The following is a 23,974-nucleotide window of genomic DNA, read 5'->3' on the forward strand; positions in this document are numbered from 1 at the left end:
CGCCGCCCTTCCTACGATCACATGCATTGCAAATACACCTTAAGACAAGGAAGGAGCGCATCGTGAAGAACACCGGAAGGCTCTGGCGCTGGCTGGCGCTGGTCTTCGTGCTGTCGTTCGGGGCCCTCGGGTACCTGGGCTGGCAGATCCACCTGGAGGCACCGCCGATCCCCAAATCGGTGGCCACCGCCGACGGGGACGTGCTGTTCACCGGCGAGCAGGTGCAGCGCGGCCAGCAGGTCTGGCTCGCGGCCGGCGGCCAGCAGCTGGGCAGCGTGTGGGGCCACGGCAGCTACGTCGCGCCGGACTGGTCCGCCGACTGGCTGCACCGCGAAGCCGTCGCGTTGGGCGACCGCGCGCGGAAGGAAATGCGCACGAATACCTACGACGCGCAATCCGGCCGGATCACCGTGTCGGCCGCGCGCGCCGAGGCGATTCGCGGCGTCGCGAAGCACTACGCCGACCTCTTCGGTGATGCCGCCTCGCTCGACAAGCTGCGCGACCAGTACGCCATGACTTCGATGACGGTGCCGGATGCGAAGGACCGCGAAGCGCTCAGCGCCTTCTTCTTCTGGAGCTCGTGGGCCGCGGCGACCGACCGCCCCGGTGAAACCAACCTCTCGTACACGAGCAACTGGCCGCACGAGCCGCTGGTGGGCAACACCCTCACCGGCACGGCCGCGATGTGGACCATGGTGTCCATCATCCTGCTGCTTGCCGGCATTGCCGCGATGTTGTGGCTGCAGGGCGCGAAGGGCCACGACGAAGAGCAGGCCGAGCCGCCGAAGGCCGACCCGCTGTTCGGCGCGACGGTCACCGCGTCGATGAAAGCCACTCGCAAGTACTTCTTCGCGGTGGCCGGCCTCATCCTGCTGCAGATCGGCATGGGCGCCATCACCGCGCACTACGCGGTCGAGGGGCAGGCCTTCTTCGGCATCCCGCTCGCGGACATCCTGCCCTACGTGGTGAGCCGCACCGTGCACACGCAAGTGGGCATCTTCTGGATCGCCACCGCGTGGCTCGCCACCGGCCTGTACATCGCGCCGCTGCTTTCGGGCCATGAGCCGAAGTACCAGAAGTTCGGCGTGAACTTCCTGTTCTGGGCGCTGATCTTCCTGGTGGTGGGCTCCACCGCCACCGGCTGGCTCGGCACGCTGCAGCGCCGCGGCGTGGACTTCTCCTTCTGGTTCGGCAACCAGGGCCTGGAGTTCACGAGCATGGGCCGTGCGTGGCAGTACCTGCTGTTCGTCGGCCTCATCCTCTGGGTGGTGCTGCTCGGCCGCGCCCTCTGGCCCGCGCTGAAGAAGCCTTCCGAGTCCCGCGGCCTGATCGCGATGGTGTTCCTGTCGGCCACCTGCATCGGCGGCTTCTACGCGAGCTCGCTCACCTGGGGCCAGCACACGCACTATTCGATGGTGGAGTACTGGAGGTGGTGGCTGGTGCACCTTTGGGTGGAGGGCTTCTTCGAAGTGTTCGCCACCGCGGTCATCGCGCTGATCTTCACGCGGCTGGGCCTGATCCACACGGCCAGCGCCAACCGCGCCATCGTCGCGGAAACCATCGTCTTCCTGTTCGGCGGCATCCTGGGCACGCTGCACCACCTGTACTGGACCGGCACGCCCACGAGCGTGATCGCCGTCGGCGCGGTGTTCAGCGCGCTCGAAGTCGTCCCGCTCACGCTGATCGGCCTGGAAGCGCTGCAGACGTGGCGCCGCAGCCGCAGCCGCGAGTGGCTGGGCGCGTACAAGTGGCCCGTGCTGTGCTTCGTGGCCGTGGGCTTCTGGAACACCGTCGGTGCGGGCCTGCTCGGCTTCGCGATCAACCCGCCCGCGTCGCTGTACTACGTGCAGGGCCTGAACATGACGCCGGCGCACGGCCATGCCGCCCTCTTCGGCGTGTACGGCATGCTGGGCATCGGCCTGATGCTGTTCTGCCTGCGCGGCCTGTATGCGCGCCACCTGCATGCCGACGGCCTGCTCAAGCCCGCCTTCTGGGGCCTGAACATCGGCCTGGCGATGATGGTGTTCCTGTCGCTGCTGCCCGCGGGCATCTACCAGGCTTCGCAGGCGATCAGCAAGGGCCTGTGGTTCGCCCGCTCGCCGGAGGTCGTGCACGGCAAGTTCATGGAAGCCATGGTGTGGCTGCGCGTGCCCGGTGACGTCGTGTTCGCGGTGGGTGGCGTGCTGCTCGCTGTGTACGTGCTCAAGCTGCTGCGCCGGCCCGCGAAGGCGGTCGCCGCGCAGGTCCGAAGGCCCGCGGCCGCCCGAGCCTGATTCTTCCTCTCTCTCCTCTTCAAGCCGGCCGCGTGCCGGCTTTTTTTACGCGAGGATGAGCTCGGCGAGCGCGACGCATTCCTCGAAGGAGCGGCTGTAGCCGATGCGCTCGATTTTCTGGAACTCCTGTTCCACGTACGCGGAGTTCTTCAGCGAGTGGAGGAAGGCCGCGCCGTGGCGGGCGAAGAAGGGGCGCGCGTGGTCGATGGCCTGCGGCTCGCCGTCCGCGACCGCGCACAGGTCGAAGAGGTCCCTGCCGCGCGCATGCTGGCCGCGGTGATACATCTTCTTCGCGATGATCTCGGCGCAGGTTTCCACGGCGATCCTGCGCCCCTCGTACGTGACCCATTCATGCGGCTCGTCCGTCAGCGGCTCGCCGACCACGACGTCGATTTCCCCGGCGGGCAGCAGCAGCTTGAGGTACTCCGCGGCTTCGACGTAGTCGTGCGTCAGCGCCTCGGCCGTGTCGCACAGCCGCGGCGTGAGGTGGCCGAGGTACTGCGGATCCGGCACGAAGAGGTCGATGTCCTTGCTGTGGCGGTGGTCCAGGCGCAGCATGAGCACGGTGCCGCCGCCGAAAGTCCACCTCGGTTGCTCCAGCACCTTGCCGAGGTGGTCGGTCAGCGTGAGGGCGGCGGCGAACAGTTCGCGCCAGACGCCGGGACGACTCAGGTCCGCGTGGCGCGCCATAGGGGCCTGTCGCACTGCAGCACACCGGCCAGCGTGCTCATGCGCTTCCACGTGGCCGTACGCGGCACGTCAAGGGCCTCATCCAGGTGTTCGGCCAGCCCCGCGAGGATCGCTACCGGCGCCTCCTGCAGCAAGTGCCGCACGTGCGGGATGTAGTCCGGCGGCACGCTGCCGTCGCGCACCGCCTCCAGCAGCACGTGCGCCGGCAGTTCCGGCGAGTAGGGCACGCTCGCCACGCGCGCGGCCACTTCGAACGGATCCGAGTCGCCCTTGCGGCGCACGCCGACCAGCCCCACCGCGAACCCCAATTCATTGGCAAGGCGTTCCACTCGGTTGGCGCTCAGGTCCACCAGCTTGCCGCGCTCGAGCTCGTTGACCGTGACGCGCGAAAGCTCCGCCAGCTCGGCCAGCGCCTGCTGGCTGAGCCCGATATCGATGCGGCGCTGGCGCACGGCTGTGCCGAGTTCGCGAATGAGGGGCATGGAGGGAAGCTTACCGTGCCAATATCTTCATGTCAATTTTATTTGACTTCAATATATCAAATTAATTGAACTACCCGCCCTAACCGCCCGCGAACCCTTCAGCCACATTCGCCACGTTCACCCCCATGTCCGCCACCGCGTAACCCCCCTCGAGCACGATCACGGTTGGCAGGCGGCACGACGCCAGCAGCAGCCCCACCTCGACGAAATCGGCGGACGTGAGGCGGAAACTGGAGATCGGGTCGCCTTCGTACGTGTCCACGCCGAGCGCGACGACGAGCGCCGACGCGCCGAAGCGCGCGACCGCATCGAGGCCCTGTTCGAGCGCGCGGCGCCAAGGGCCGAACGCCGTCCCTCGCGGCAGCGGCAGGTTCAGGTTGAAGCCCTCGCCCGCACCCGCGCCGCGCTCGCTGGCGTGCCCCAGGTAGAACGGGTACTCCGTCATGGGGTCGCCATGGACGGAGACCGTGAGGACGTCGGCGCGCTCGTAGAAGATCGACTGCGTGCCGTTGCCGTGGTGGTAGTCGACGTCGAGGACCGCCACGCGCGCATGGCCTGCATCGCGCAAGGCCTGCGCGGCGAGCGCGGTGTTGTTGACAAAGCAGTAACCCCCGTAGAAATCGCGGCCGGCATGATGCCCCGGTGGGCGCGTGACGACGAGCGCACTGCGGTCCGCACCCGCGGCCACCTGCCTCGCGGCCTCGATCGCGCAGGCGGCGCCCGCGATGCACGCGTCCCAGGTGCCGGCCGTGATCGGCGAGCCCGCATCGAAAGCATAAAGCCCCACCTTGGCCGAGAAGTTCGCGGGCACGACGTCGCGCCGCAGGCCGTGGTTGGGCCACACGGAGGGCAGGATGTCGAGGGCGGCATGGGAGGGGTCGAGCGACACCCACTCGGCCCAAGCCGTGCGCAGGAAGTCCAGGTAGGGGCGCGCGTGGATCGATTCGACCACGCGCATGTCCGCCGCGGGCGCGGTGCGCGGCTGCCCGAATCCACGCCGCTTCAATTCGTCCACCACCAGCTCGGCGCGCTGCGGCACCTCGTGGCAGTCCACCAGCCGGCCGCGGTACATCTCGTGGCGGCCCGCATGCGCGCGGTGCGCGGGGTTGTGGAAGGTCAGCATCACCGCATTCTGCGGTACGTGGATTTCCGTGCCGCCAGGTCAGGGCGCGGTCAGCCCGGCCGCCTCAGAATGAAAGCCGTCACTCTCCGAGGGTGACGGCGACACTTGGAAAGCCCCCGCGCGCAAGCGTGGGGGCTCTTTTCATGCGTGCAGGCTCGCCCCGCGCGGGCGGATCGACGACACGTACGCGATGAAGGCCTTGAACTCGCCCTTGGTGAAGACCGCGTCGGCGCCCAGCTCCACGCAACGCAGCTTGATGTTCAGGGTGGCGTAGTCGCTCAGCACCACGATGCGCGCGGTCTCGTTGGCCTCGCGGTAGCGGCGCACGACGTTGAAGCCGGAGCCATCGCGCAGCACGAGGTCGATGACCGCGAGGTCCCAGTCGTGGGGGTGCTCCTGCAGCCAGGCGGTGGCCTCGTTCTCGGTGGCGTTGCGGCCGACGATGCGGAAGCGCCCGTCGGGGGCCAGCAGGTCCTCGATCGCCGAGATGATCTCCCGCGAATCTTCCACCATCACCATCTCTATCGTCACCCCACCCTCCGACCGAACGGATGGGTTCGGCACAACCGCACATTAGATGTGTGCCGGGCCGCGGTCTGTAGGCCGGAGGGACGCGCGCCGTGGGATGCGTCCTACGAGGTGGAGCGAAGACCCCACTGCGTGTGAAATTTTCCCGGCCGGTCCACCCTTTGATACAGATGTGACCCGAAGTAGTCCCGCTGCGCCTGCAGCAGGTTGGCGGGCAACTGCGGCGAACGATAGGCGTCGTAGTAGGCCAGCGCACTCATGAACGCCGGCGCGGGTACACCATGACGCGCGGCCAGGCCCACGACGTCGCGCAGGTCTTCCTGGCAAGCGGCGAGGGTGGCGGCGAAGCGCGCATCGAGCATCAGGTTCACCAGCTCGCCGTCGCGCGCGTACGCACTGCGGATGTCCTCCAGCAGGCGCGCTCGGATGATGCAGCCCGCGCGCCAGATCGTGGCGATGCCGGCGAGCGGCAGGTTCCACACGTGCTCGCGGTCGCCGGCCTGCAGCAGCTGGAAACCCTGCGCATAGGCGCACACCTTCACGGCCAGCAGCGAGCGGCGGATCTTCTCGATGAGGGTGGCCGGGTCGCCATCGAACGCCCCACCGGGCCCCTTCAGCACGTCGGCGGCGACGACCCGCTCCTCCTTCGCCGCGCTCACCGTGCGCGCGAACACGGCTTCGGCGATCGTCGGCGCCGTGAGGCCGAAGTCCAGCGCGGCCTGGCTCGCCCACTTGCCGGTGCCTTTCTGTTCGGCGGTGTCGAGGATCACTTCCACCAGCGGCCGGCCGCTTTCGGGGTCGATCCGCGAGAGGATGTCCGCCGTGATCGCGACGAGGTAGCTCTCCAGCTCGCCCTCGTTCCACTGCGCGAAGGTGCGCCCGATGTCGGCGGGCGTCATGCGCAGCAGCTCGCGCATCAGCCAGTAGGCCTCGCCGATCACCTGCATGTCGGCGTACTCGATGCCGTTGTGCACCATCTTCACGAAGTGGCCGGCACCGCCCGTGCCCATCCACTCGCAGCACGGCTGCCCGTCGCCCGCACGGGCGGCGACGGCCTGCAGCAAGGGCTTCAGGCGCGGCCACGCACGCTCGTCGCCGCCGGGCATCAGGGCCGGGCCGCGCAGCGCGCCCTCCTCGCCGCCGCTCACGCCCATGCCCACGTAAAGCAACCCCGTGCCTTCGAGGGCCAGCATGCGGGCCTGCGTGTCGCCGTAGCGTGTGTTGCCGCCGTCGACGACGATGTCGCCGGGTTCGAGCAGCGGCCGCAGGCTGTCGATCACCGCATCCACGGCCGCGCCGGCAGGCACCATCGCGAGCACCACGCGTGGCGCGGCGAGGGATGCCACGAAAGCTTGCATCGTCGGCGGCGCGCTCGCCCGGCCGCTCGCGGCGGCCTGCAGGAAGCGCTCACGCTTGGCCGCCTCCACGTCGAAGCCCGCCACCGAGAAGCCCTTGTCCACGAAATTGCGCGCCAGGTTCGCACCCATCACGCCGAGGCCGATCACGCCGAGGTCGAACGCCATACCCTGCTCCACTGCTGGACAAGCATTCTTCCACGATACTGGCGGCATGACCCGCAGCGCCACAGCCGCCTGGCTGCTCGCACTGGCCGCCCTGGCCGTGCTGCTCTCGCGCGTGGAGCCGGAGCTGCACGACCCCGTGATGGCCGGCGTGGACGGCAGCCTGGGCAACACGCGCGACCTGCTGCCCGGTGCGTGGCTGCGCGAGTACGACGACGCCGGCCACCAGGTGCGGCGCGTGCTCAGGCTGGACGCCACGGGCAACTTCCGCGAGAGCGTGCGCGTGGTCAACGAGGCCGGCGGCATCACCGAGTTCGAGAACACCGGCTTCTGGATGTACGACGGCATCAACCTCAAGCGCAAGTACACGTCCTTGAACGGCAGCCCGCCCTCGCGGCTGAACTTGCCGTTCGCGACGTTCCAGCTTTCCTTCGACTCGCGCGACGAGTTCAAGGGCGTGGACCACGTGCACCACCGCGAGGTGCGCTACAGGCGCATCGACTAGGCGTCGACCACGCACCGATGGAACTGCGGCAGCTGCGTTACTTCGTTCGCGTGGTCGAACTCGGGAGCATGAACCGCGCCGCGGTCGACCTGGGCGTGGTGCAGTCCGCGCTCAGCCAGCAGGTGTCGCGCCTCGAGGGCGAACTGTCCACCCGCCTGCTCCAGCGCAGCCCCAAGGGCGTGGCGCCCACCGAGGCGGGGCTCGCATTCTTCCAGCAGGCGCAGCTCGCGTTGCGGCACGCCGATGCGGCGGCGCAGGCGGCGCAGCAGTCGCGGCTGTCCGGTGCAGTGAGCGTGGGGCTGGCACCCACCACCGCATCGGTTCTCGGCCTGCCGCTGGTGGCGGCCGTGCGCTCGCGCTACCCGGACGTGCGGCTGCACGTGGTGGAAAGCCTCTCCGGCCATCTCGCGGCGATGCTCAATGCCCGCCAGCTGGACCTTGCCGTGCTGTTCGACACCGACCCCGGCCGGCGCTGGAGCGTGACGCCCCTCGTCGAGGAAAAGCTGTACCTGATGCGGGCCCGGGATGCCGCCGCGAAACCGCTGCCCGCCAAGGTGAAGCTCGCGCAGCTGAAAGACATGCCCCTCATCCTGCCCAGCGCCTCGCACGGGCTGCGCGCCACCCTCGACGCCGCCGTCTCGGCCGGGCGACTCAAACGGATGCAGCCGATGGAAATCGACTCGCTCGCGCTGCTGATGGAAGCGGTGCGCAGCGGGCTCGGCGCCACCATCCAGCCATGGGCGGCGCTCGCGCGCGTGCCGGGCTGGGAGCAGGCCATCGAAGTGGCCGAGATCGCCGACCGGCGCCTCAAGCGCCTGAACTCGCTGTGCAGCCTGTCGGACGACGAGCTCTCCCCCGCCGCGCTCGCCGTGCGCGTGGTGCTGGCCGACTGCGCCCGCGAGCTGATCCGCGGTGGCACCTGGCACGGCGCCCGGCTGGGGTATCACGAACCGTGATAACGGTCTGAGGGTTCCGGGCTATCCGGCGCGCGCCGGCGCACGTACATTCGCCCGATGTTCGATGTGATCGTCGTCGGCGGTGGCAACGCCGCCCTTTGCGCCGCGCTCATGGCCCGTGAGGCCGGTGCGAGCGTGCTCCTGCTGGAGGCGTCGCCGCGCGAATGGCGCGGCGGCAACTCCCAGCACACCCGCAACCTGCGCTGCATGCACGACGCCCCGCAGGACGTGCTGGTGGACGCCTACCCCGAAGAAGAGTTCTGGCAGGACCTGCTGAAGGTGACCGGCGGCAACACCGACGAGCACCTCGCCCGGCTCGTGATCCGAGCGTCGTCCACCTGCCGCGGGTGGATGCGCAAGCACGGCGTGCGCTTCCAGCCTTCGCTGGCCGGCACGCTGCATCTTTCGCGCACCAACGCGTTCTTCATGGGCGGGGGCAAGGCGCTCGTCAACGCCTACTACCGCAGCGCGGAGAACCTGGGGGTGCAAGTCCGCTACGACACGCCGGTGGACTCGCTGGAGATTCGCGATGGCCGTTTCGTCGCGGTGCACGCGGGCAAGGAGCGCATCGAAGGCAAGGCCTGCGTGCTGGCGGCCGGTGGCTTCGAATCCAACCTCGAATGGCTGCGCGAGGCCTGGGGGCAGAACGAGCGCGGCGAATGGCCCGCCGACAACTTCCTGATCCGCGGCACGCGCTTCAACCAGGGCGTGCTGCTCAAGCACATGCAGGCGCAAGGCGCCGACATCATCGGCGACCCCACGCAGGCGCATTGCGTCGCCATCGACGCACGCGCCCCGCTCTACGACGGCGGCATCGTCACGCGCGTGGACGCGGTGTCGCTGGGCGTGATGCTCAACCGCGAAGCGAAGCGCTTCTACGACGAGGGCGAGGACTTCTGGCCCAAGCGCTACGCCATCTGGGGCCGCCTCGTCGCAATGCAGCCGCAGCAGGTCGGCTACTGCATCATCGACAGCAAGGCCGTCGGCCGCTTCATGCCACCCGTCTTCCCCGGCGTGGTGGCCAACACGCTGCCCGAGCTCGCCCGCAAGCTGGCGCTCGACGAAACCACCTTCATGCAGACCCTGAACGACTTCAACGCGGCCTGTCGCGTGGGCACGTTCGACCACACCGTGCTCGACGACTGCCACACCGAGGGCCTCGCCCCGGCCAAGACACACTGGGCGCGGCCGATCGACACGCCGCCTTTCTACGGCTACGCGCTGCGGCCCGGCATCACCTTCACCTACCTGGGCCTGAAGACCAACGACAAGGCGCAGGTGCACTTCGGCGGCGCCGCCAGCCCCAACCTCTTCGTCGCCGGCGAGATGATGGCCGGCAACGTGCTGGGCAAGGGCTACACCGCCGGTGTCGGCATGAGCATCGGCACGGCCTTCGGCCGCATCGCCGGGACGGAGGCCGCGCGTGCAGCAGCTTGAGACCCTGATCCGCCAGGCCGAAGCGGAAGTCGGCCGCCAGATGCAGGTGTGCAACGCCTGCCGGTATTGCGAAACCTTCTGCGCGGTGTTCCCGGCGATGACGCGGCGATTGTCCTTCGACGCCGCCGACGCGCACTACCTGGCCAACCTGTGCCACAACTGCGGCGCGTGCCTGCATGCGTGCCAGTACGCGCCGCCGCACGACTTCGCGATCAACGTGCCGCGCGCGATGGCGCAACTGCGCGTGCGAACGTACGAGGAATTCGCGTGGCCGCGGTCGCTGGGCGGGCTGTATCGCCGCAACGGGCTCGCGGTGGCGCTCGCCACCGGCCTGGGGCTTGCCGTCTTCCTGGTGCTGCTGCTCGCGATGCGCGGCAACCTGTGGCACGAGCCGCTGGCGGGCAACTTCTACGCCGTGTTCCCGCACAACACGCTGGTGGCGATGTTCGGCATCGTGTTCCTGTGGGCGATCCTCGCGCTCGGCATGGGTGCGAAGCGGTTCTGGCAAGGGCAGTCGCCCGGTGACGCTTTGCCCGGCGCGCGCGCGGAAGCGTTGCACGACGCGCTCACCCTGAAGTACCTCGACGGCGGCCACGGCGACGGCTGCAACGACGAGGACGACCGCTTCACGCTGCGCCGCCGGCGCTTCCACCACTTCACGTTCTACGGCTTCATGCTCTGCTTCGCCGCGACCTGCGTGGCGACGGTCTATCACTACGTCTTCGGGTGGCACGCGCCCTACGCGTTCACCAGCCTGCCGGTGATCCTCGGCACGCTGGGCGGCATCGGCCTGCTCGTCGGGCCCGCGGGGTTGTGGTGGCTGAATGCGCGCCGTCATCCGCTGCACGGCGACCCGAGCCAGCGGCCCATGGATCGCGGGTTCATCGCGCTGCTGTTCGCGAGCAGCCTCACCGGCCTCATCCTTCTCGCGGTGCGCGACACCGGTGCGATGGGTCTTGCCTTGGCAGTGCACCTCGGGTTCGTCATGGCCCTGTTCCTCACCCTGCCCTACGGCAAGTTCGCGCATGCGGTCTATCGTGTCGCGGCCTTGCTGAAGTACCAGGTCGAGCGCCGCCAGCCGAACCGGCTGCAGCTGGGCGCGGACTGATCAGCCGACGCGCCGGCGCGTGCGCTGCGCCTGCCCGTTCGCCTCGGCCCAGTAGGACTCGAATTCGCAGCCGGACATGGCGAGGTCGCGCAGCGCCGCAGGGCCCAGCCGCGCGAACTCGCGCCGCGCGGCGGCGAGGCGGCGGCGCTGCTTCCATTCGTCGATGGCCGCCAGTGCCCAGTCCGCCAGCGCGGCCAGCGCCATCGGCTCCGGCGCGGCGACGAGGGCCGAGCGGTCATGCAGGGCAAGAAGCCGGGTGGACGATGCAGCGACGGTCATGGCGGGCTCCAGCGGGTTGTCGATGGCTGGAGTCTGGTCGCCGCCGGTAACCCCCGCGCGTCGGCGGCGGCGCGGTTTGTAGCTTTCTTGTATCGCGCGGCGTCAGCGCGTGGGCGGCTTGCCCAATTCTTCACGGCGGCGGCGGAAGCGATGCGCCGCGACGCGCAGGTGCAGTTGCATCACCTGCCGCGCAAGGTCGCCGTCCCCGGCGCGCACGGCCGCGGCGACGTCGCGATGGTGCTGCAGGCTCTGCAGCCTGTCCTCGCGCGTGCTGATGAAGTGGGAGCGGATCACGACGGGCATGTCGATCAGCCCGGCAAGCATCGTGCGCAGGCGCGGCGAGCCGCTCGCGCCGACGATGGCGCGGTGGAATTCGGCGTTGATCTTCTGCAGCCGCTCGGGCAATGCGCGGCCACCCTTTTCGATGGCGCCTTCCATCTCGGTGTTGAGCGCATCCAGCCGCTCGGCCAGGGCCACGCCACCGCGCCGTGCGGCGAGCTCGGCCGCGTGCGCTTCGAGCAGCCCGCGCAGCGCGAAGGTCTCCTCGATGTCGGACTCGGTCCACGCCGCCACCCGCACGCCGCGGCCGGGCTCGGCCGTGGCGAGGCCGTCGTCCACGAGGCGCTTGAGCGCCGCCCGCACCGGCGTGCGGCTGGTGGCCAGCTCGCGGGCGAGGGGCTCTTCCTTCAGCTGCTCGCCGGGCGCATAGCGCCCGCCCACCACCCGGTGCTTCAGGGTTTCGTACGCCTTGTCCGCCGCAGCCGCCACGCCTGTTCCTTTTTTGTATGGATGAAAAAGGGCCCTCCCTGTGCAGCCCCTTCGACCGGCGAGCCACATTGTTTTTTTATTGTACATTGGGGTCCATGAGCACCGAAACCCGCCGGGTCGCCCGCGCCGACCTCTGGATCGACCCCGCGTTCGACGAACGCCTCGCGCAGGAGCCCGGCGTGTCGGTCGCGGTGTTCCCCGTTCGCGGCAGCACGGACGCCGCCCTGGACGTGCTGGCGGCCGCGCACGTGTACCACGTGTCCGCCGCCAAGGACGAACTGCCGAAGGCGCTGTGGGCGTCGCCCGAACTCATCGCCCGCTCCCCCCACCTCGTGTGCGTCTCCTCGAGCGGCGCGGGTTACGACACGGTGGACGTGCCGGCGTGCACCGCTGCCGGGATCGCGGTGGTGAACCAGTCCGGCGGCAACGCGGTGTCGGTCGCGGAGCACACGCTGGGCTTCATCCTCGGCGTGTCGCGGCGGATGCTGGAGGGCGACCGGCGCATGCGGCGCGAGGTCGGCTACAAGCGCGAAGACGTGATGGGCCACGAGATCCGCGGCAAGACGCTCGGGCTGGTGGGCATCGGCAACATCGGCACACGCGTGGCGGCGCTGGCGCGCGCGTTCGGCCTGGAAGTGATCGCGACGGACCCCAACGTGGCGCCCGATGAGATCGAGCGGCGCGGCGCGAAGCCGGTCACGTTCGACGAGCTGCTCGCGCGCTCCGACTTCGTTTCGCTGCATTGCCCGCGCGACACGAGCACGATGAAGATGGTGAACGCCGATGCTTTCGCCCGCATGAAGAAAGGCGCGATCTTCATCACGACGGCCCGTGGCGGCATCCACGACGAGGCTGCGCTCGTCGACGCACTGCGGTCCGGCCACCTCGCAGGCGCGGGCATCGACGTGTGGGACCGCGAGCCGCCCCCGCTGGACCACCCCTTGCTCGCCATGGACAACGTCTACGCCACTTATCACACGGCGGGCGTCACGTACGAGGCGCGGCGCAACATGGCTGCGGTGGCGGCAGACCAGATCGCAGGCGTGCTGCGCGGCGAGCGGCCGCCGCGGCTCGTCAACCCCGAGGTGTGGCCGGCCTTCGAGCAGCGCCGCGCGCGCATCCTCGGCCGCTGAGCACCGAACCAGACACAAGGAGACAACCCCATGCAACGCATCCCTTCCCTGCTGCGCCGGCTCGTGCCGGCGCTCGCTCTCTGCGCCGCGGCCGTGGCGCCTGCCCTCTCGCACGCCGCATGGCCGGAGGCACCGATCAAGATGGTGGTCGCCTACGCCGCAGGCGGCGGCACCGACATCATCGCGCGCCTGATGGCGCAGCACATGCAGAAGCACCTCGGGCCCAACGCGTCCATCGTCGTGGTCAACCGGCCCGGCGCGGGCGGCGGCATCGGCTTCGCGGAGATCGCCAACGCGCAGCCGGACGGCTACACGATCGGCTTCATCAACACGCCGAACGTGCTGACGATCCCGATCGAGCGCAAGTCGAATTTCCACTGGCAGAACTACGACCTGCTGGGCAACATCGTCGACGACCCGGGCAACTTCTCCGTGCATTCGGACACGCCGATCCACAGCCTCGCGGAGCTCGTGACCTACGCGAAGGCCAACCCCGGCAAGGTGACCTACGGCACCACCGGCATCGGTTCGGACGACCACCTGGCCGCGCTGATGTTCGAGCGTGCCGCCGGCGTGAAGCTCACGCACGTGCCCTTCAAGGGCGCGGCCGAAGTGCACAACGCGGTGGCCAGCAAGCAGATCGTGATGGCCGCGATGAACATCGGCGAGGCCATGCAGTACCAGAAGGGCGGCACGCCGCTGCGGCACCTGGGCCAGATGAGCGAGAAGCGCTCAACGCTCGCGCCGAACGTGCCGACGTTCAAGGAGCAGGGCTTCAACGTGATCATGGCGTCGCTGCGCGGCATCGCCGCGCCCAAGAACCTGCCCGCCCCGGTGCGCGAGCAGCTGGCCGGTGCGATCCAGAAGACGGTGAACGACCCCGAGTTCCAGGCCAGGGCGGCCGGCTACTTCGCGCCGATCCGCTACCTTGCGCCCGCCGCGTACGCCACGCAATTGAAGGAAGACGAAGCCGACTTCCGCCAGCTGTGGCAGGCGATGCCCTGGACGGACAAGTAGGGCGCGGGCCTCACTTCAGGTCGGCGCGCTCCCATTTGAAGACCCGCGGGGCGGCTTCGCCCTTGCGGGCGATGCGCAGTTCGAGCGCTGCCGGGTCGGCTTTGGGCACGGGGAAGGTCAGCACGCCTTCGCGCCGCGCGCCGCCCGGCCCTGCTCCGTCCCATTCGCTGGCCTGGAGCTGTTCCGCGCCCGCGACCAGCAAGGCCTGGGCCTTGACGTTGTCGTCGATGGACGACGTGCTTTCGAGGACCACCGCGAACATCCAGCCGATCGGAAGCAGCGCCACCGGCGTCACCTTGATCGTCACGCCCGCCTCCGTGGTGGTCCTGGTCGTTGCAGCCGCCGTGCCGGGCGGCGGCGCCTGCGCGAGCGCGAGCGATCCGTAGAGCGCGAGTGCTGCCGCGGCGGTGCCGGCCCGGATGGAGGCGTTCAGGGGTGCCATGCGGCCAGATTAGGGCGACCCAACCGCGGTTGAGTTGGCATATGTCAAGCATCCGCTGAAAACACGCAGTGTCTTCTGCGCAACGCAAAGACTTTCGGATGGGTGCGCACTGTGTGCCCGCTGCTGACAACGTACTGTCAGTGGGCGTGCCAAATGGGTTGGCCGGCGCAGCATGCCCTTCCTAGCATGCGCCGCATGACACACGAAAACGACACCCAGCCCGCGGCGAACTATGATGCCGACATGGACCACCGCATGACCATGCTCGAAGCCAAGTGGGACGCAATCCTGCCGACGCTGGCGACGAAGTCGGACGTTGCCGAGCTGCGCACTGAATTGCGCACGGAGATGCAGAAGGGCTTTGGCGAGGTGCGCGCCGAAGTTCACAAGGAAATCGGCGGCATGCGCACCGAGATCCAGGAAGTCCGTACCGAGATCCACAGGGAAGTGGGCCAGGTGCGCGCCGAAATCCAGAAGGGCATCAACGAGACGCAGCGCTGGATGATTGCCACCGTCATCGGCCTGTTCATCGGCTTCGCCGGGCTGTTCCTGGCGATGACGAACACGCTCAGGCCACAGGCGGTGGCCGTGAGCGCGCCCGCCCGCTAGCGCCGCAGCGCCTTCGCCGCCCGCCGCACCTCGGCAACCAGCGCTTGCGCACGAGGCGTCAGGGGCCGGGCGGCGGGTGTGACTAGCGACTGCACCGACACCCCCGGCTTCACTCTGAGCGGCACGCGCGCCAGCAGCCCCGCGCGGCAGAATGGGGCCACCGTAGGCTCCGTGGCGATGGCAACGTAATCCGACTGCAGCAGCAGGAAAACGAGCGCGCTGAACGAGTCGCGCTGGATCGCGAAGCGCGGCGGCGCCACGCCCGCCTTGCGGAAGGCCGCCACGATCAGCGGGTCCAGCTCACCCGGTCTCGCGCCGTGCACCCACTCGGCCTGCGCCAGCTCCTCCAGCTGCGTCGCCCGCGCGAGCGGGTGCCCGTCGCGCACGACCACCACGAAGTCCGAGCTGAAGATCCGCTCGGCATGCAGGTCCGCGCCGAGCGAGGCGTCGGCGACCGGCGCTACTGCGAAATCGATCTTGCCCTCGCGCAGCAGCGAGACGAGCGTGGACGCCGTGCCGCCGCGCATGTGCACCATGCTGTCGGGGTGTGCGTCGCGAAAGCGGGCGATCGCGCGTGCCGCCAGCAGCGCTTCAGCAGTGGACGACAGCCCCACCTGCACGATGCCGTGGGCATGGCCGGCCAAAGCAGCGATCTCTTCTTCGGCGCGCTTGAGTTCGACATCGGCCAGCCGCGCGCGCCGCAAAAGGACCTTGCCGTACTCCGTTGGCTCGACGCCGTGCGCGGACCGCACCAGCAGCGGCACCCCCAGCTCGCGCTCCAGCGCCAGCAGGTTCTTGCTGATCGCGCCTTGCGTCAGCTTGAGCTTGCGGGCCGCGGCGCGCACGCTGCCGGTGTCGGCCACGGCGATGAAGTCGCGCAGGTGCGCCTCGCGCATGTGTCTACCTTCGGTGAACGCCTTGAGCTTTGGCGCATCTTACGCGGCGGCCCGCCACCGCGTATCGTGCGCAGGATGGGCGCCACTTATTTCGACAAGTGCTGGGACGAGCATGTCGTCACCGATTTCGGCGACGGCACCTGTTTGCTGCAAGTGGACCGGCTGCTGCTGCACGACGTGACCGGCAGCGTCGTGATGCGCGAGATGAGCGCGGCCGGCCATGCGCCCGAATGCCCGGCGCAGGTGTTCGGCGTGATCGACCACCTCCTCGTGACGAAACCGCAACCCGAGCCGCGCAAGGGCTGGACGCCCGCGGCCGTCCAGATGATCGACGAGGCGCGCTGGCGCGCCCGCGAGCTCGGCATCCAGCTCGTCGATGTGGACGACCCGCGCCAGGGCATCACGCACGTGATCGCGCCCGAGCTCGGCATCGCCCTGCCCGGCCTGACCGTCGCCTGCGGCGACAGCCACACCTGTACGCTCGGTGGCATCGGCGCCATCGGCTGGGGCATCGGCACCAGCGAAGGCGCGCACGTGCTGGCGACGCAGACCATCGTGGAAGCGAAGCCGAAGCGCATGCGCGTGCGCTTCGAGGGCGAGCTGCCCGCGGGTGTCTCGGCCAAGGACATGATCCTGCACCTCATCGGCCGCATCGGCGCCGGTGGCGGCGCGGGGTACGCGATCGAGTTCGCCGGCAGCGCCGTGCGGGCGCTCGACGTGGAGGCGCGGCTGACCCTGTGCAACATGGCGGTGGAGTGCCAGGCCAAGTACGGCTTCATCGCGCCCGACGACAAGGTGTTCGACTACCTGCGCGGCCGCGCGTACGCACCGCAGGGCGAAGCGTGGGACCGCGCCGTGGCGCATTGGCGCTCGCTCGCGACAGATGACGATGCGGTGTTCGACACCGAGATCGAGATCGACGTCGCCCAACTCGAACCGCAGGTGACCTGGGGCACGAGCCCGCAGCATGTCGCGCCCGTCAGCAGCAAGATCCCCGCGCCCGAGGACGCTTTCGCCGAACGCGCCCTCGCCTACCAGCAGCTGCAGCCCGGCGCCGAGCTCGCGCAGGTGCGCATCGACGTTGCCTACATCGGCACCTGCACCAACGCGCGCCTCTCCGACCTGCGCCTGGCCGCCTCGTACCTGCGGGGCAGGAAGGTCGCCCCGCACGTGACCGCGATCTGCGTGCCCGGCTCGGCCGCGGTCAAGCGCGACGCCGAGGCCGAGGGCCTGCACGAGGTCTTCCTGGCCGCGGGCTTCGAATGGCACGAGCCCGGCTGCGGCATGTGCGGCAGCGGCCGCGGCCGGCTCGAGGACGTGCGCTGCATCAGCACCAGCAACCGCAATTTCGAGAACCGGCAGGGCAAGCGAACGCGCACGCACCTCGCCAGCCCGCTCACCGTCGCCGCGTCGGCGGTGGCAGGCCACATCGCCGACCCGAGGACCGCTTGATGGAAGCGCTGCGTGAAGTCACTGCCCTGGCCGCGCCGCTGATGCGCGCGAACGTCGACACGGACCAGATCATCCCGACGCGCTTCCTCGCGCGGCCCACCGAGGAGGGTTTGGGCGAGGGCCTCTTCGCCGAGTGGGCGGCCGACCCGCAGTTCGTGCTGAACCGCTCGCCGTGGACCGAAGCCGGGATCCTGCTCGCAGGCGCCAACTTCGGCTGCGGCTCTTCGCGTGAAGCGGCTCCGCGCGCGTTGCGGCAGCGCGGGTTTCGCGCCGTCATCGCGCCCTCGTTCGGCGACATCTTCTTCAACAACTGCTTCCGCAACGGCATCGTGCCGGTGCGCCTGCCGATGGAGGCGATCGAGCGCTTTGCCACGGCAGGCGGGCCGCTGAAGGTGGACCTGGCCGAGCGCACCGTGACGATCCTCGCCACCGGCGAGGTCCAACGCTTCGAAGTGCCGCCGCGCCTGCAGCGCATGCTGCTGGAGGGCCTGGACGAGATCGCCCTCACGAAGACGCAGCAGCCCGCCATCGACGACTACCGGACCACGGACCGCGCGCGCCGGCCATGGGCGTACCTCTGAGACCCTGGAGACAAACAACATGAAGTCCCTCGCCGCCGCCCTCGCCCTGCTGTGCGCCTTCGGTGCCCACGCCCAGGGCGACTACCCCACCAAACGCATCACCCTCGTCGTCGCCGCCTCCACCGGCGGCGGCCTCGACGGCGTGGCGCGCCTGGTCGCCAAGCGCATGCAGGACGCCTGGGGCCAGCCCGTCATCGTGGAGAACCAGGGCGGCGCGGACGGCCTGATCGCGACCAAGCGCGTCGCCGAGTCACCCGCCGACGGCTACACGATGCTGCTGCAGATCCCCTCGCTGCTGCTGCTGAAGCACAACGCGAAGGACCTGACGTTCGACCCCGCGACCGCGTTCGTGCCGGTCACCGAGATCGCCCGCACGCCCTCGGCGGTGGCCGTGCAGTCGAAGCTGGGCGTGAACAGCATCAAGGAGCTGGTGGCGTATTGCAACAAGCAGCCCAAGCCGTGCACCTGGGGCTCGGGGCAACAGCTGTCCTACCTGTACGGCAAGCGCATGTTCGCCATCTCCGGCATCAAGGAGACGATCAACGTGCCGTACAAGGGCACCGGGCCGGTGATCAATGACCTGCTGGGCGGCCACATCACGATCGGCATCACCAGCATCGCGGCGCCGCTGCCGCACCACCAGTCCGGTGCGCTGAAGATCCTCGCCGTGAACCTGGACAAGCGCTCGTCGCAGGTGCCCGACGTGCCGACCTTCCGCGAGGCCGGCCTGAACGTGCCGGCGCGCGGCAGCTGGTATGGGTTGTTCGCGCCGAAGAACACGCCGCCCGAGGTGGTGGCGAAGGTCGAGAAGCTGATGACCTCGCTCGCGCAAGACCCGCAGGCGCAGGCCTCCGTGCGCGGGCTCGGCGCGGAGCCGGTGTTCGGCACGAGCAGGGAGTTCGCGGCGGGCGTGAAGGACGAGGATGCGTTCCTCGACCAGCTGGTGAAGCAGTACCCGCTGGCCGAAGAAAAGAAATGAACGCGCTGGGCCGCCACCGTATCTCCGGCGCAACGGCACTGTCGTAGCGCTACTGACTGCCTGGTGTCAGCAGCGTGGTCCTGCGGGCTTCGCGCCGGGCGGATGCCGCCCAACAATGGCCGCATGACGACCGAACCCGACACCGCCAGCGGAGGCGACTATGATCACGACATGGACCGCCGGATGATGACACTCGAAGTGAAGTGGGACGCGATCTTGCCGACTCTGGCAACGAAATCCGACCTCGCCGAGTTGCGCACGGAAATCCGCGAGGTGCGAACCGAAGTGCACAAGGAAATCGGCGAAGTGCGCACGGAGATGCAGAGGGAATTCGGCGCCGTCCGCGCCGAGATCCAGAAGGGCATCAACGAAACCCAGCGCTGGATGATCGCCACCGTCATCGGCCTGTTCATCGGCTTCGCGGGGCTGTTCCTGGCGATGACGAACACGCTCAGGCCGCAACCAGTCGCAGTCAGCGCCCCGGCGCGCTAAGCCTTCATCGAGTACCAGGCGACGCCGTCGTCGTCGAAGTGGCGCGCAATCTCGCCGCGCCCCCTCAGGTAGTTGACGCAGGCCACGGCCTCGCCGGTGGCCATGCTCAGCAAAGGCGCGTCGTTCTGGTCGATCGGGCGCGCGAAAAGAGCGCCGAACATGTCGACCACGCGCTTGGGCTGCTCCAGCGTGCGGCGCAGGCGGGTGAGCGCCTTGTCCTGCCCCCGCTTGAGCGCATCGAGCCGAGTGTGCAGCCCGTGGAAGCAGTCGTTGTGCGCCGGCAGCACCAGCACGTCGTCAGGCAGCTGCGCCTTCAGCTTGTCGAGCGACGCATACCACTCGCCCATCGGGTCCGCCTCGGGCTCGCTCGCATGCACCGACACGTTCGACGAGATGCGCGGCAGCACCTGGTCGCCCGAGATCAGCAGCTTCAGCTCCGCGCAGTAAAGGCACGCATGCTCCGGCGAATGGCCGGTGCCGACGATCACGCGCCACTCGTGCTCGCCGAACTTCAGCACGTCGCCGTCCTGCAGCCGCAGGAAGCTGTCCGGCATCGCGTGGATCTGCTTGCCGAAACCGCCGAACCGGCTGCGGTACGCGTCGATGGACAGCGGCTGCCAGCCCGCTCGCTTGTAGAAATTGACGCCGTCGGCCGGCGCCTCGCGGCCCGTGTCCGCCACGGCGGAGCGGCACGACAGGTATTCCAGCCGGCTCATGTGCAGCGGCACGTTGGCGCGGCGCGTGAACCAGCCGGCCAGGCCCACGTGGTCCGGGTGCATGTGCGTGACGTACACACCGTGCAGCGGCCGCGACATCGGCCCCTCGGCCAGCAGCGCGAGCCATGCGGACAAGGTGGCGTCCGTGTTCAGGCCGGTGTCCACCAGCACCCAGCCGTCGCCGTCGTCGATGGCCCAGACGTTGATGTGGTCCAGACGGAAGGGCATGGGCAAGCGGATCCAGCGCACGCCGGGCGCCACGTCGATCCAGTCGCCGGCGGCGGGCGCTTCGAAGGGGTAGCTGAGGGCGGGCGGGGCTTCGGTCTCGGGCGTGGTCATCGCCTGCGATTGTCCCGCACTTGCTCAACCTCAACTGTCACGGGGGTGCATCGGCTAGCATCCGGTGCGGTCCTCCCCGTCATGGCACGTCGTACCTCCCGCTTCCTCCTTGCCGCGCTGCTGGCCGCCGCGGCCGGCCTTGCGCTGGCGCAGGTCCACCGCGCCGACCTGTTCGGCAGCCTGCCGGAAGCGCCGACCGAGCGCCAGGCGGTGCCGGTGCACGACGCCGCCCTGCCCGAAGCGAAGCGCCTGCAAGCGCCGCACGAAGCCTTCGCCGGCCTGCCGCAGGACCGGCAGGGCAAGCCGGACTGGGTGCGGTCGCTGCGCCAGCGCAGCATCGAGCCGCGCGCGACCGTGACCGGCAAGCCGCGCGATGCGCAACCGTCCGCGCCGGACGTGGTGATGAAGAACACCGCCCAGATGCCCTGGGTGAACTTCCCGCATGCGGCGCACGGCGACTGGCTCGCCTGCCAGAACTGCCATGATTCGCTCTTCGCGCCGAAGGCAGGCGCGGCATCGATCAACATGACCACCATCTTCCGCGGCGAGGCGTGCGGTGTGTGCCACGGCACCGTCGCCTTCACGCCCATGGCCCAGTGCGAGCGCTGCCACAGCGTGCCGCAGCCCGGCCAGAAGCCGTGGTGGTGAACCGCATCCCAGCGAGATCAACAAGCAGGAGACGAAAGCAGTGAACGTCGAACCCCTTCCCCTCGACCCGAAGCAGCGCGAGGCGCTGCTCAAGGTATCCACCGGCACGCTCACCACGGTGCTGCTCAAGAAAGGGCTGCGCAACGTGTGGATGCGCGGCACCAGGCCGCTGAAGCCGGGCCAGCCGCGCATCGCGGGGCGCGCGTTCACGCTGCGCTTCGTCTCCTCGCGCGAGGACCTCGCCACGCCCGCCTCCTGGGGCTCGCCGATCTCCACCCGCGCGGCCATCGAGGACATGCCCGAAGGCTGCATTGCCGTGGTCGGCGCCATGCGGGTCACCGACGCAGGCATCTTCGGCGACATCCTGTGCGCGCGCATGGCCCGGCGCGGCGTTGCAGGACTCGTCACCGACGGCGTCGTGCGCGACGTCGAAGGCGTGCTGGGCACGGGCCTGAACGTGTGGTGCCAGGGCTGGGCCGCGCCCGCGTCGGTGAACGGCCTCACGTTCGTCGGGTGGCAGGAGCCCATCGACTGCGGCGGCGTGGCCGTGTTCCCCAACGACGTGGTCGTGGTGGACCAGGACGGCGCGGTGCTGATCCCGCAGGCGCTGCTCGATGACGTGATCGCCCTCGCCACCGAGCAGGAGCACCTCGAGAACTGGATCATGGGCGAGGTGGAGAAAGGCGCGAAGCTGCCCGGCCTGTACCCGCCCAACGAGGAAAACAAGAAGCGCTACGAGGCGTGGCGCAAGCAGCAGGGTTGAGCCGAGCTCGACCGTGATCGATACAACTCGCAACAGACCTCACGCGATGTATTAACCATACTGCGGCGATCAAGGTTTCGGGGAGGGGCTCCGATGAGACGCTTGATTCCCGCACTTCGCTTCACGCTCGCGGCCGCGCTCTTCACGGGCGCCGCGCCGTTCTGCACCGCCGCAACCCCGGAAGAAGCGATCGCCGCGCTGCAGGCCGCCTACGCACGCTCGGTCACGCCGGGCGAAGTGGCCGACGCCCATCGGGATTTGCTCGCCGCCGTCGTGCAGCGCGTGCAGCGCAGCCATGCGCGCGAGGTGGACTTCGACCGCTTCCTCGAAGCGGCGCTCAAGTCGCTGGAAGGCGTCGGTCCCGGCACCGGTGAACCCGCCGCCGTGTTCAAGAAGGCGGCGAACGACGCGCTGAGGGCCGTCGATGCGCACGCGCGCTACATCGATGCGGAGACGCAATCGGCCGAACGGTCCGAGAGCAATGGCTTCGGCGGCGTGGGGCTTGAAGTCGAATCGCGCACGGGCGGCGTCGGCGTGCTCGCATCCATGCCGGGCACGCCGGCCGCGCGCGCGGGCCTGCGCCCGGGCGACCTCATCGTTCGCGTCGACGACCAGCCGGTGCAGGACCTCGCGCTCGGCGACGCCATCTCGCGCATGCGCGGCCTGCCGGGCACGAACGTCTCCATCACCGTGCGGCGCGGGGTGGGTGACGAGTTCACCGTGGCGCTCACGCGCGAGACGATCCGCCGGCCGGTGCTGCGCTGGAGCATGGAAGCGGACGTGCTGGTGCTCAAGCTCTCGTCATTCAGCGGCCCGGTACTCTCGACGCTCGAAGCGGCGGTCGAGGAAGCGCTGGCATTGCACGCGCCGAGTGCCGTGGTGCTGGACCTGCGCGGCAACCCCGGCGGCCTGCTGCGCGAGGCGGTGCTCGTGGCGGACGCCTTCCTCACGCAAGGCGAGATCGTGTCGGTGCGCGGGCGCACCGCATCCAACGAGCGGACCTGGAACGCCGACCCGCGCGAGCTGCTGCCCGGCCTGCCGATGGTCGTGATGGTCGACGGCCGTTCCGCATCCGCGTCCGAGATCGTCGCGGCGGCACTGCAGGACAACGGCCGCGCCGTGGTCATCGGCCAGCGCAGCTACGGCAAGGGGACGGTGCAGACGACTTATTCACTGGGCGAACGCAAGGGCGCGTTGAAGCTCACCACCTCCCTCTTTTATGCGCCCTCGGGCCGCGCGATGCAGGGCAGCGGCGTCGCGCCGGACATCCACCTCGTGGCCGCCGCGCAGAAGGACGAGGCCCCTGCCGAGACCGGCGCGCCGTCACCGGCGGCGCGCATCGAGCAAGGCCGATGTGCCGCCGCCCTTGCTGCGCTGGACCCAGCCCTCGCCTGCGCGGTCGCGTACCTGCGCGTCGGCAACGTCGGGGCGTTCATGGCGATGTACGGCGCAGTGGCGCCCTGAAGACGGGCTGAGCGCCGCCGGCGTGGGGGTCCTTTACGCCGCGGCGGCCATCTCGTTCCAGCGGGCGAGGTACTGGCTGTGCAGCCGCTTGAGGTGCTTGGACATCTCGGCGACCGCCGCATCCGCATCGCGCTCGTTCAGGTGCTTGAGGAAGCGCTTGCGCGAAGGCAGCGTGAACGGGTTCTCGCTGGGCCCGATCTTCTCGATGAACTGGCCGAAGACACCCATCACGCTTTCCATGGTCACGGCGAGGATCGGGTTCTGCGTGGCGCGCGCGAGGATGACGTGGAACTCGCGGTGCAGCTTCTGGCGCTCGTCGAAGCGCCCTGCTTCGTGCGCACGTGTTGCAGCAGCGACGTTGGCGTCGAGCGCCGCGAAGTCCTGCGCGGTGGCGCGCTCGCACGCGATGCGCACGACGAGTTCGCTCAGCCACAGCCGAACTTCGGTGAGCTGCTGCGGCGTTATCGCGCCGAGGTGGTAGAGGTCGCTCATGCCCGTGACGATTGCGCCGGCGTCGCCGCTGCGCACGAAGGCGCCGCCGCTCGCGCCCTTGCGCATCTCGATCAGGCCCGCATGCTCGAGCGTGCGCAGCGCCTCGCGCAGCGTGTTGCGGCTCACGTTCAGCCGCAGCGACAGCTCGCGTTCGGAGGGCAGCCTGTCGCCGGGCTTCAGGCGCCCGTCGGCCACCATCGCGCGCACCTGCGCGGCGATCTCGTCGACCGCGCGCGCAGGCGAGATCGCGGCGAAAACGATGTCGGAGGCGGGGCTCTTCAT

26 protein-coding genes are annotated in these 23,974 nt (G+C 69.4%); 15 read left to right on the plus strand and 11 right to left on the minus strand.

The annotated features are described in order from the left end of the window. Window positions 1-62: 62 nt before the first annotated feature. On the plus strand, window positions 63-2,273 hold the full coding sequence (locus H8R02_RS22630; RefSeq protein ID WP_187083770.1) for a nitric-oxide reductase large subunit: 2,211 nt from the start codon (window positions 63-65) through the stop codon (window positions 2,271-2,273). 45 nt (window positions 2,274-2,318) lie between these two features. Here H8R02_RS22630 and H8R02_RS22635 read toward each other — a convergent pair whose 3' ends face one another. The 5 genes from H8R02_RS22635 to gnd form a co-directional block, all read right to left on the minus strand. Continuing rightward, window positions 2,319-2,978 (minus strand): nucleotidyl transferase AbiEii/AbiGii toxin family protein, encoded by a 660-nt coding sequence (locus tag H8R02_RS22635; protein ID WP_354004964.1) that lies wholly within the window; start codon window positions 2,976-2,978, stop codon window positions 2,319-2,321. Beyond that, entirely contained in the window at window positions 2,942-3,445 is a 504-nt protein-coding gene (locus tag H8R02_RS22640) for a helix-turn-helix transcriptional regulator (protein ID WP_187083771.1), read from the minus strand. The genes H8R02_RS22635 and H8R02_RS22640 overlap by 37 nt, the downstream gene beginning before the upstream one ends. Before the next feature lie 79 nt (window positions 3,446-3,524). Beyond that, a complete protein-coding gene (locus H8R02_RS22645) occupies window positions 3,525-4,568 on the minus strand; it encodes a histone deacetylase family protein (protein ID WP_187083772.1) in 1,044 nt (347 codons plus the stop codon). Window positions 4,569-4,709: 141 nt separating this feature from the next. After that, a complete protein-coding gene (locus H8R02_RS22650) occupies window positions 4,710-5,099 on the minus strand; it encodes a response regulator (protein ID WP_187083773.1) in 390 nt (129 codons plus the stop codon). 101 nt (window positions 5,100-5,200) lie between these two features. Continuing rightward, window positions 5,201-6,619, minus strand: a complete 1,419-nt coding sequence (gnd, locus tag H8R02_RS22655; RefSeq protein ID WP_187083774.1) for an NADP-dependent phosphogluconate dehydrogenase — start codon at window positions 6,617-6,619, stop codon at window positions 5,201-5,203. A 46-nt stretch (window positions 6,620-6,665) separates the two neighbouring features. On the opposite strand from gnd, the gene H8R02_RS22660 reads away from it, so the two are divergent. From H8R02_RS22660 to tcuB, 4 genes are read left to right on the plus strand one after another with little or no spacing between them, the layout of a single operon-like run. Next, window positions 6,666-7,121 carry a hypothetical protein gene (locus H8R02_RS22660; protein WP_187083775.1) on the plus strand — a complete coding sequence of 152 codons (456 nt, stop codon included), beginning with the start codon at window positions 6,666-6,668 and terminating at the stop codon, window positions 7,119-7,121. Between the two features lie 17 nt (window positions 7,122-7,138). Further along, window positions 7,139-8,077 carry a LysR family transcriptional regulator gene (locus H8R02_RS22665; protein WP_187083776.1) on the plus strand — a complete coding sequence of 313 codons (939 nt, stop codon included), beginning with the start codon at window positions 7,139-7,141 and terminating at the stop codon, window positions 8,075-8,077. A 57-nt stretch (window positions 8,078-8,134) separates the two neighbouring features. Continuing rightward, a complete protein-coding gene (gene tcuA, locus H8R02_RS22670) occupies window positions 8,135-9,514 on the plus strand; it encodes an FAD-dependent tricarballylate dehydrogenase TcuA (RefSeq protein ID WP_187083777.1) in 1,380 nt (459 codons plus the stop codon). Continuing rightward, window positions 9,501-10,622: a tricarballylate utilization 4Fe-4S protein TcuB gene (tcuB, locus tag H8R02_RS22675; RefSeq protein WP_187083778.1), complete on the plus strand. Its 1,122-nt coding sequence runs from the start codon at window positions 9,501-9,503 to the stop codon at window positions 10,620-10,622. Before tcuA ends, tcuB begins: the two co-directional genes overlap by 14 nt. Here the strand turns inward: tcuB and H8R02_RS22680 are convergent, their stop codons facing one another. Both H8R02_RS22680 and H8R02_RS22685 read right to left on the minus strand, forming a co-directional pair. Next, a complete protein-coding gene (locus tag H8R02_RS22680) occupies window positions 10,623-10,901 on the minus strand; it encodes a hypothetical protein (protein ID WP_187083779.1) in 279 nt (92 codons plus the stop codon). It abuts the gene before it with no gap. 102 nt (window positions 10,902-11,003) lie between these two features. Next, entirely contained in the window at window positions 11,004-11,669 is a 666-nt protein-coding gene (locus H8R02_RS22685) for a GntR family transcriptional regulator (protein WP_354004965.1), read from the minus strand. A 95-nt stretch (window positions 11,670-11,764) separates the two neighbouring features. On the opposite strand from H8R02_RS22685, the gene H8R02_RS22690 reads away from it, so the two are divergent. Together H8R02_RS22690 and H8R02_RS22695 are read left to right on the plus strand one after the other, a co-directional pair. Next, window positions 11,765-12,802: a hydroxyacid dehydrogenase gene (locus tag H8R02_RS22690; RefSeq protein WP_187083781.1), complete on the plus strand. Its 1,038-nt coding sequence runs from the start codon at window positions 11,765-11,767 to the stop codon at window positions 12,800-12,802. Window positions 12,803-12,832: 30 nt separating this feature from the next. Then, complete coding sequence (locus tag H8R02_RS22695; RefSeq protein WP_187083782.1) at window positions 12,833-13,819, plus strand: tripartite tricarboxylate transporter substrate binding protein; 987 nt, start codon at window positions 12,833-12,835, stop codon at window positions 13,817-13,819. 10 nt (window positions 13,820-13,829) lie between these two features. Here the strand turns inward: H8R02_RS22695 and H8R02_RS22700 are convergent, their stop codons facing one another. After that, a complete protein-coding gene (locus tag H8R02_RS22700) occupies window positions 13,830-14,261 on the minus strand; it encodes a hypothetical protein (protein WP_187083783.1) in 432 nt (143 codons plus the stop codon). A gap of 195 nt (window positions 14,262-14,456) precedes the next feature. Between H8R02_RS22700 and H8R02_RS22705 the strand changes: the two genes are divergently transcribed. After that, window positions 14,457-14,870: a CCDC90 family protein gene (locus H8R02_RS22705; RefSeq protein WP_187083784.1), complete on the plus strand. Its 414-nt coding sequence runs from the start codon at window positions 14,457-14,459 to the stop codon at window positions 14,868-14,870. Here H8R02_RS22705 and H8R02_RS22710 read toward each other — a convergent pair. Then, complete coding sequence (locus H8R02_RS22710) at window positions 14,867-15,766, minus strand: LysR family transcriptional regulator (RefSeq protein WP_187083785.1); 900 nt, start codon at window positions 15,764-15,766, stop codon at window positions 14,867-14,869. The genes H8R02_RS22705 and H8R02_RS22710 overlap by 4 nt on opposite strands. 75 nt (window positions 15,767-15,841) lie before the next feature. Here H8R02_RS22710 and H8R02_RS22715 point away from each other — a divergent pair, with 75 nt between their 5' ends. The 4 genes from H8R02_RS22715 to H8R02_RS22730 all read left to right on the plus strand — a co-directional run bounded on the left by H8R02_RS22715 (window position 15,842) and on the right by H8R02_RS22730 (window position 19,270). Continuing rightward, entirely contained in the window at window positions 15,842-17,218 is a 1,377-nt protein-coding gene (locus H8R02_RS22715) for a 3-isopropylmalate dehydratase large subunit (protein WP_187083786.1), read from the plus strand. Further along, complete coding sequence (gene leuD / locus H8R02_RS22720; RefSeq protein WP_187083787.1) at window positions 17,218-17,799, plus strand: 3-isopropylmalate dehydratase small subunit; 582 nt, start codon at window positions 17,218-17,220, stop codon at window positions 17,797-17,799. Before H8R02_RS22715 ends, leuD begins: the two co-directional genes overlap by 1 nt. Before the next feature lie 19 nt (window positions 17,800-17,818). Then, window positions 17,819-18,778 carry a Bug family tripartite tricarboxylate transporter substrate binding protein gene (locus tag H8R02_RS22725; protein WP_187083788.1) on the plus strand — a complete coding sequence of 320 codons (960 nt, stop codon included), beginning with the start codon at window positions 17,819-17,821 and terminating at the stop codon, window positions 18,776-18,778. Window positions 18,779-18,901: 123 nt separating this feature from the next. Further along, complete coding sequence (locus tag H8R02_RS22730) at window positions 18,902-19,270, plus strand: hypothetical protein (RefSeq protein ID WP_187083789.1); 369 nt, start codon at window positions 18,902-18,904, stop codon at window positions 19,268-19,270. On the opposite strand, the gene H8R02_RS22735 is transcribed toward H8R02_RS22730, so the two are convergent. Continuing rightward, window positions 19,267-20,325 (minus strand): MBL fold metallo-hydrolase, encoded by a 1,059-nt coding sequence (locus H8R02_RS22735; RefSeq protein ID WP_187083790.1) that lies wholly within the window; start codon window positions 20,323-20,325, stop codon window positions 19,267-19,269. The genes H8R02_RS22730 and H8R02_RS22735 overlap by 4 nt on opposite strands. An 81-nt stretch (window positions 20,326-20,406) precedes the next feature. Here H8R02_RS22735 and H8R02_RS22740 point away from each other — a divergent pair, with 81 nt between their 5' ends. From H8R02_RS22740 to H8R02_RS22750, 3 genes are all read left to right on the plus strand, one after another. Next, complete coding sequence (locus H8R02_RS22740) at window positions 20,407-20,973, plus strand: c(7)-type cytochrome triheme domain-containing protein (RefSeq protein ID WP_187083791.1); 567 nt, start codon at window positions 20,407-20,409, stop codon at window positions 20,971-20,973. Between the two features lie 40 nt (window positions 20,974-21,013). Further along, window positions 21,014-21,736, plus strand: a complete 723-nt coding sequence (locus H8R02_RS22745) for a ribonuclease activity regulator RraA (RefSeq protein ID WP_187083792.1) — start codon at window positions 21,014-21,016, stop codon at window positions 21,734-21,736. Between the two features lie 93 nt (window positions 21,737-21,829). Beyond that, window positions 21,830-23,200 carry a S41 family peptidase gene (locus H8R02_RS22750; RefSeq protein ID WP_187083793.1) on the plus strand — a complete coding sequence of 457 codons (1,371 nt, stop codon included), beginning with the start codon at window positions 21,830-21,832 and terminating at the stop codon, window positions 23,198-23,200. Window positions 23,201-23,233: 33 nt separating this feature from the next. On the opposite strand, the gene H8R02_RS22755 is transcribed toward H8R02_RS22750, so the two are convergent. Next, entirely contained in the window at window positions 23,234-23,974 is a 741-nt protein-coding gene (locus H8R02_RS22755; RefSeq protein ID WP_187083794.1) for a FadR/GntR family transcriptional regulator, read from the minus strand.

Origin of the sequence: Ramlibacter albus, assembly GCF_014297445.1 — a bacterium.
GTDB classification, from domain to species: Bacteria; Pseudomonadota; Gammaproteobacteria; order Burkholderiales; family Burkholderiaceae_C; genus Ramlibacter; species Ramlibacter albus.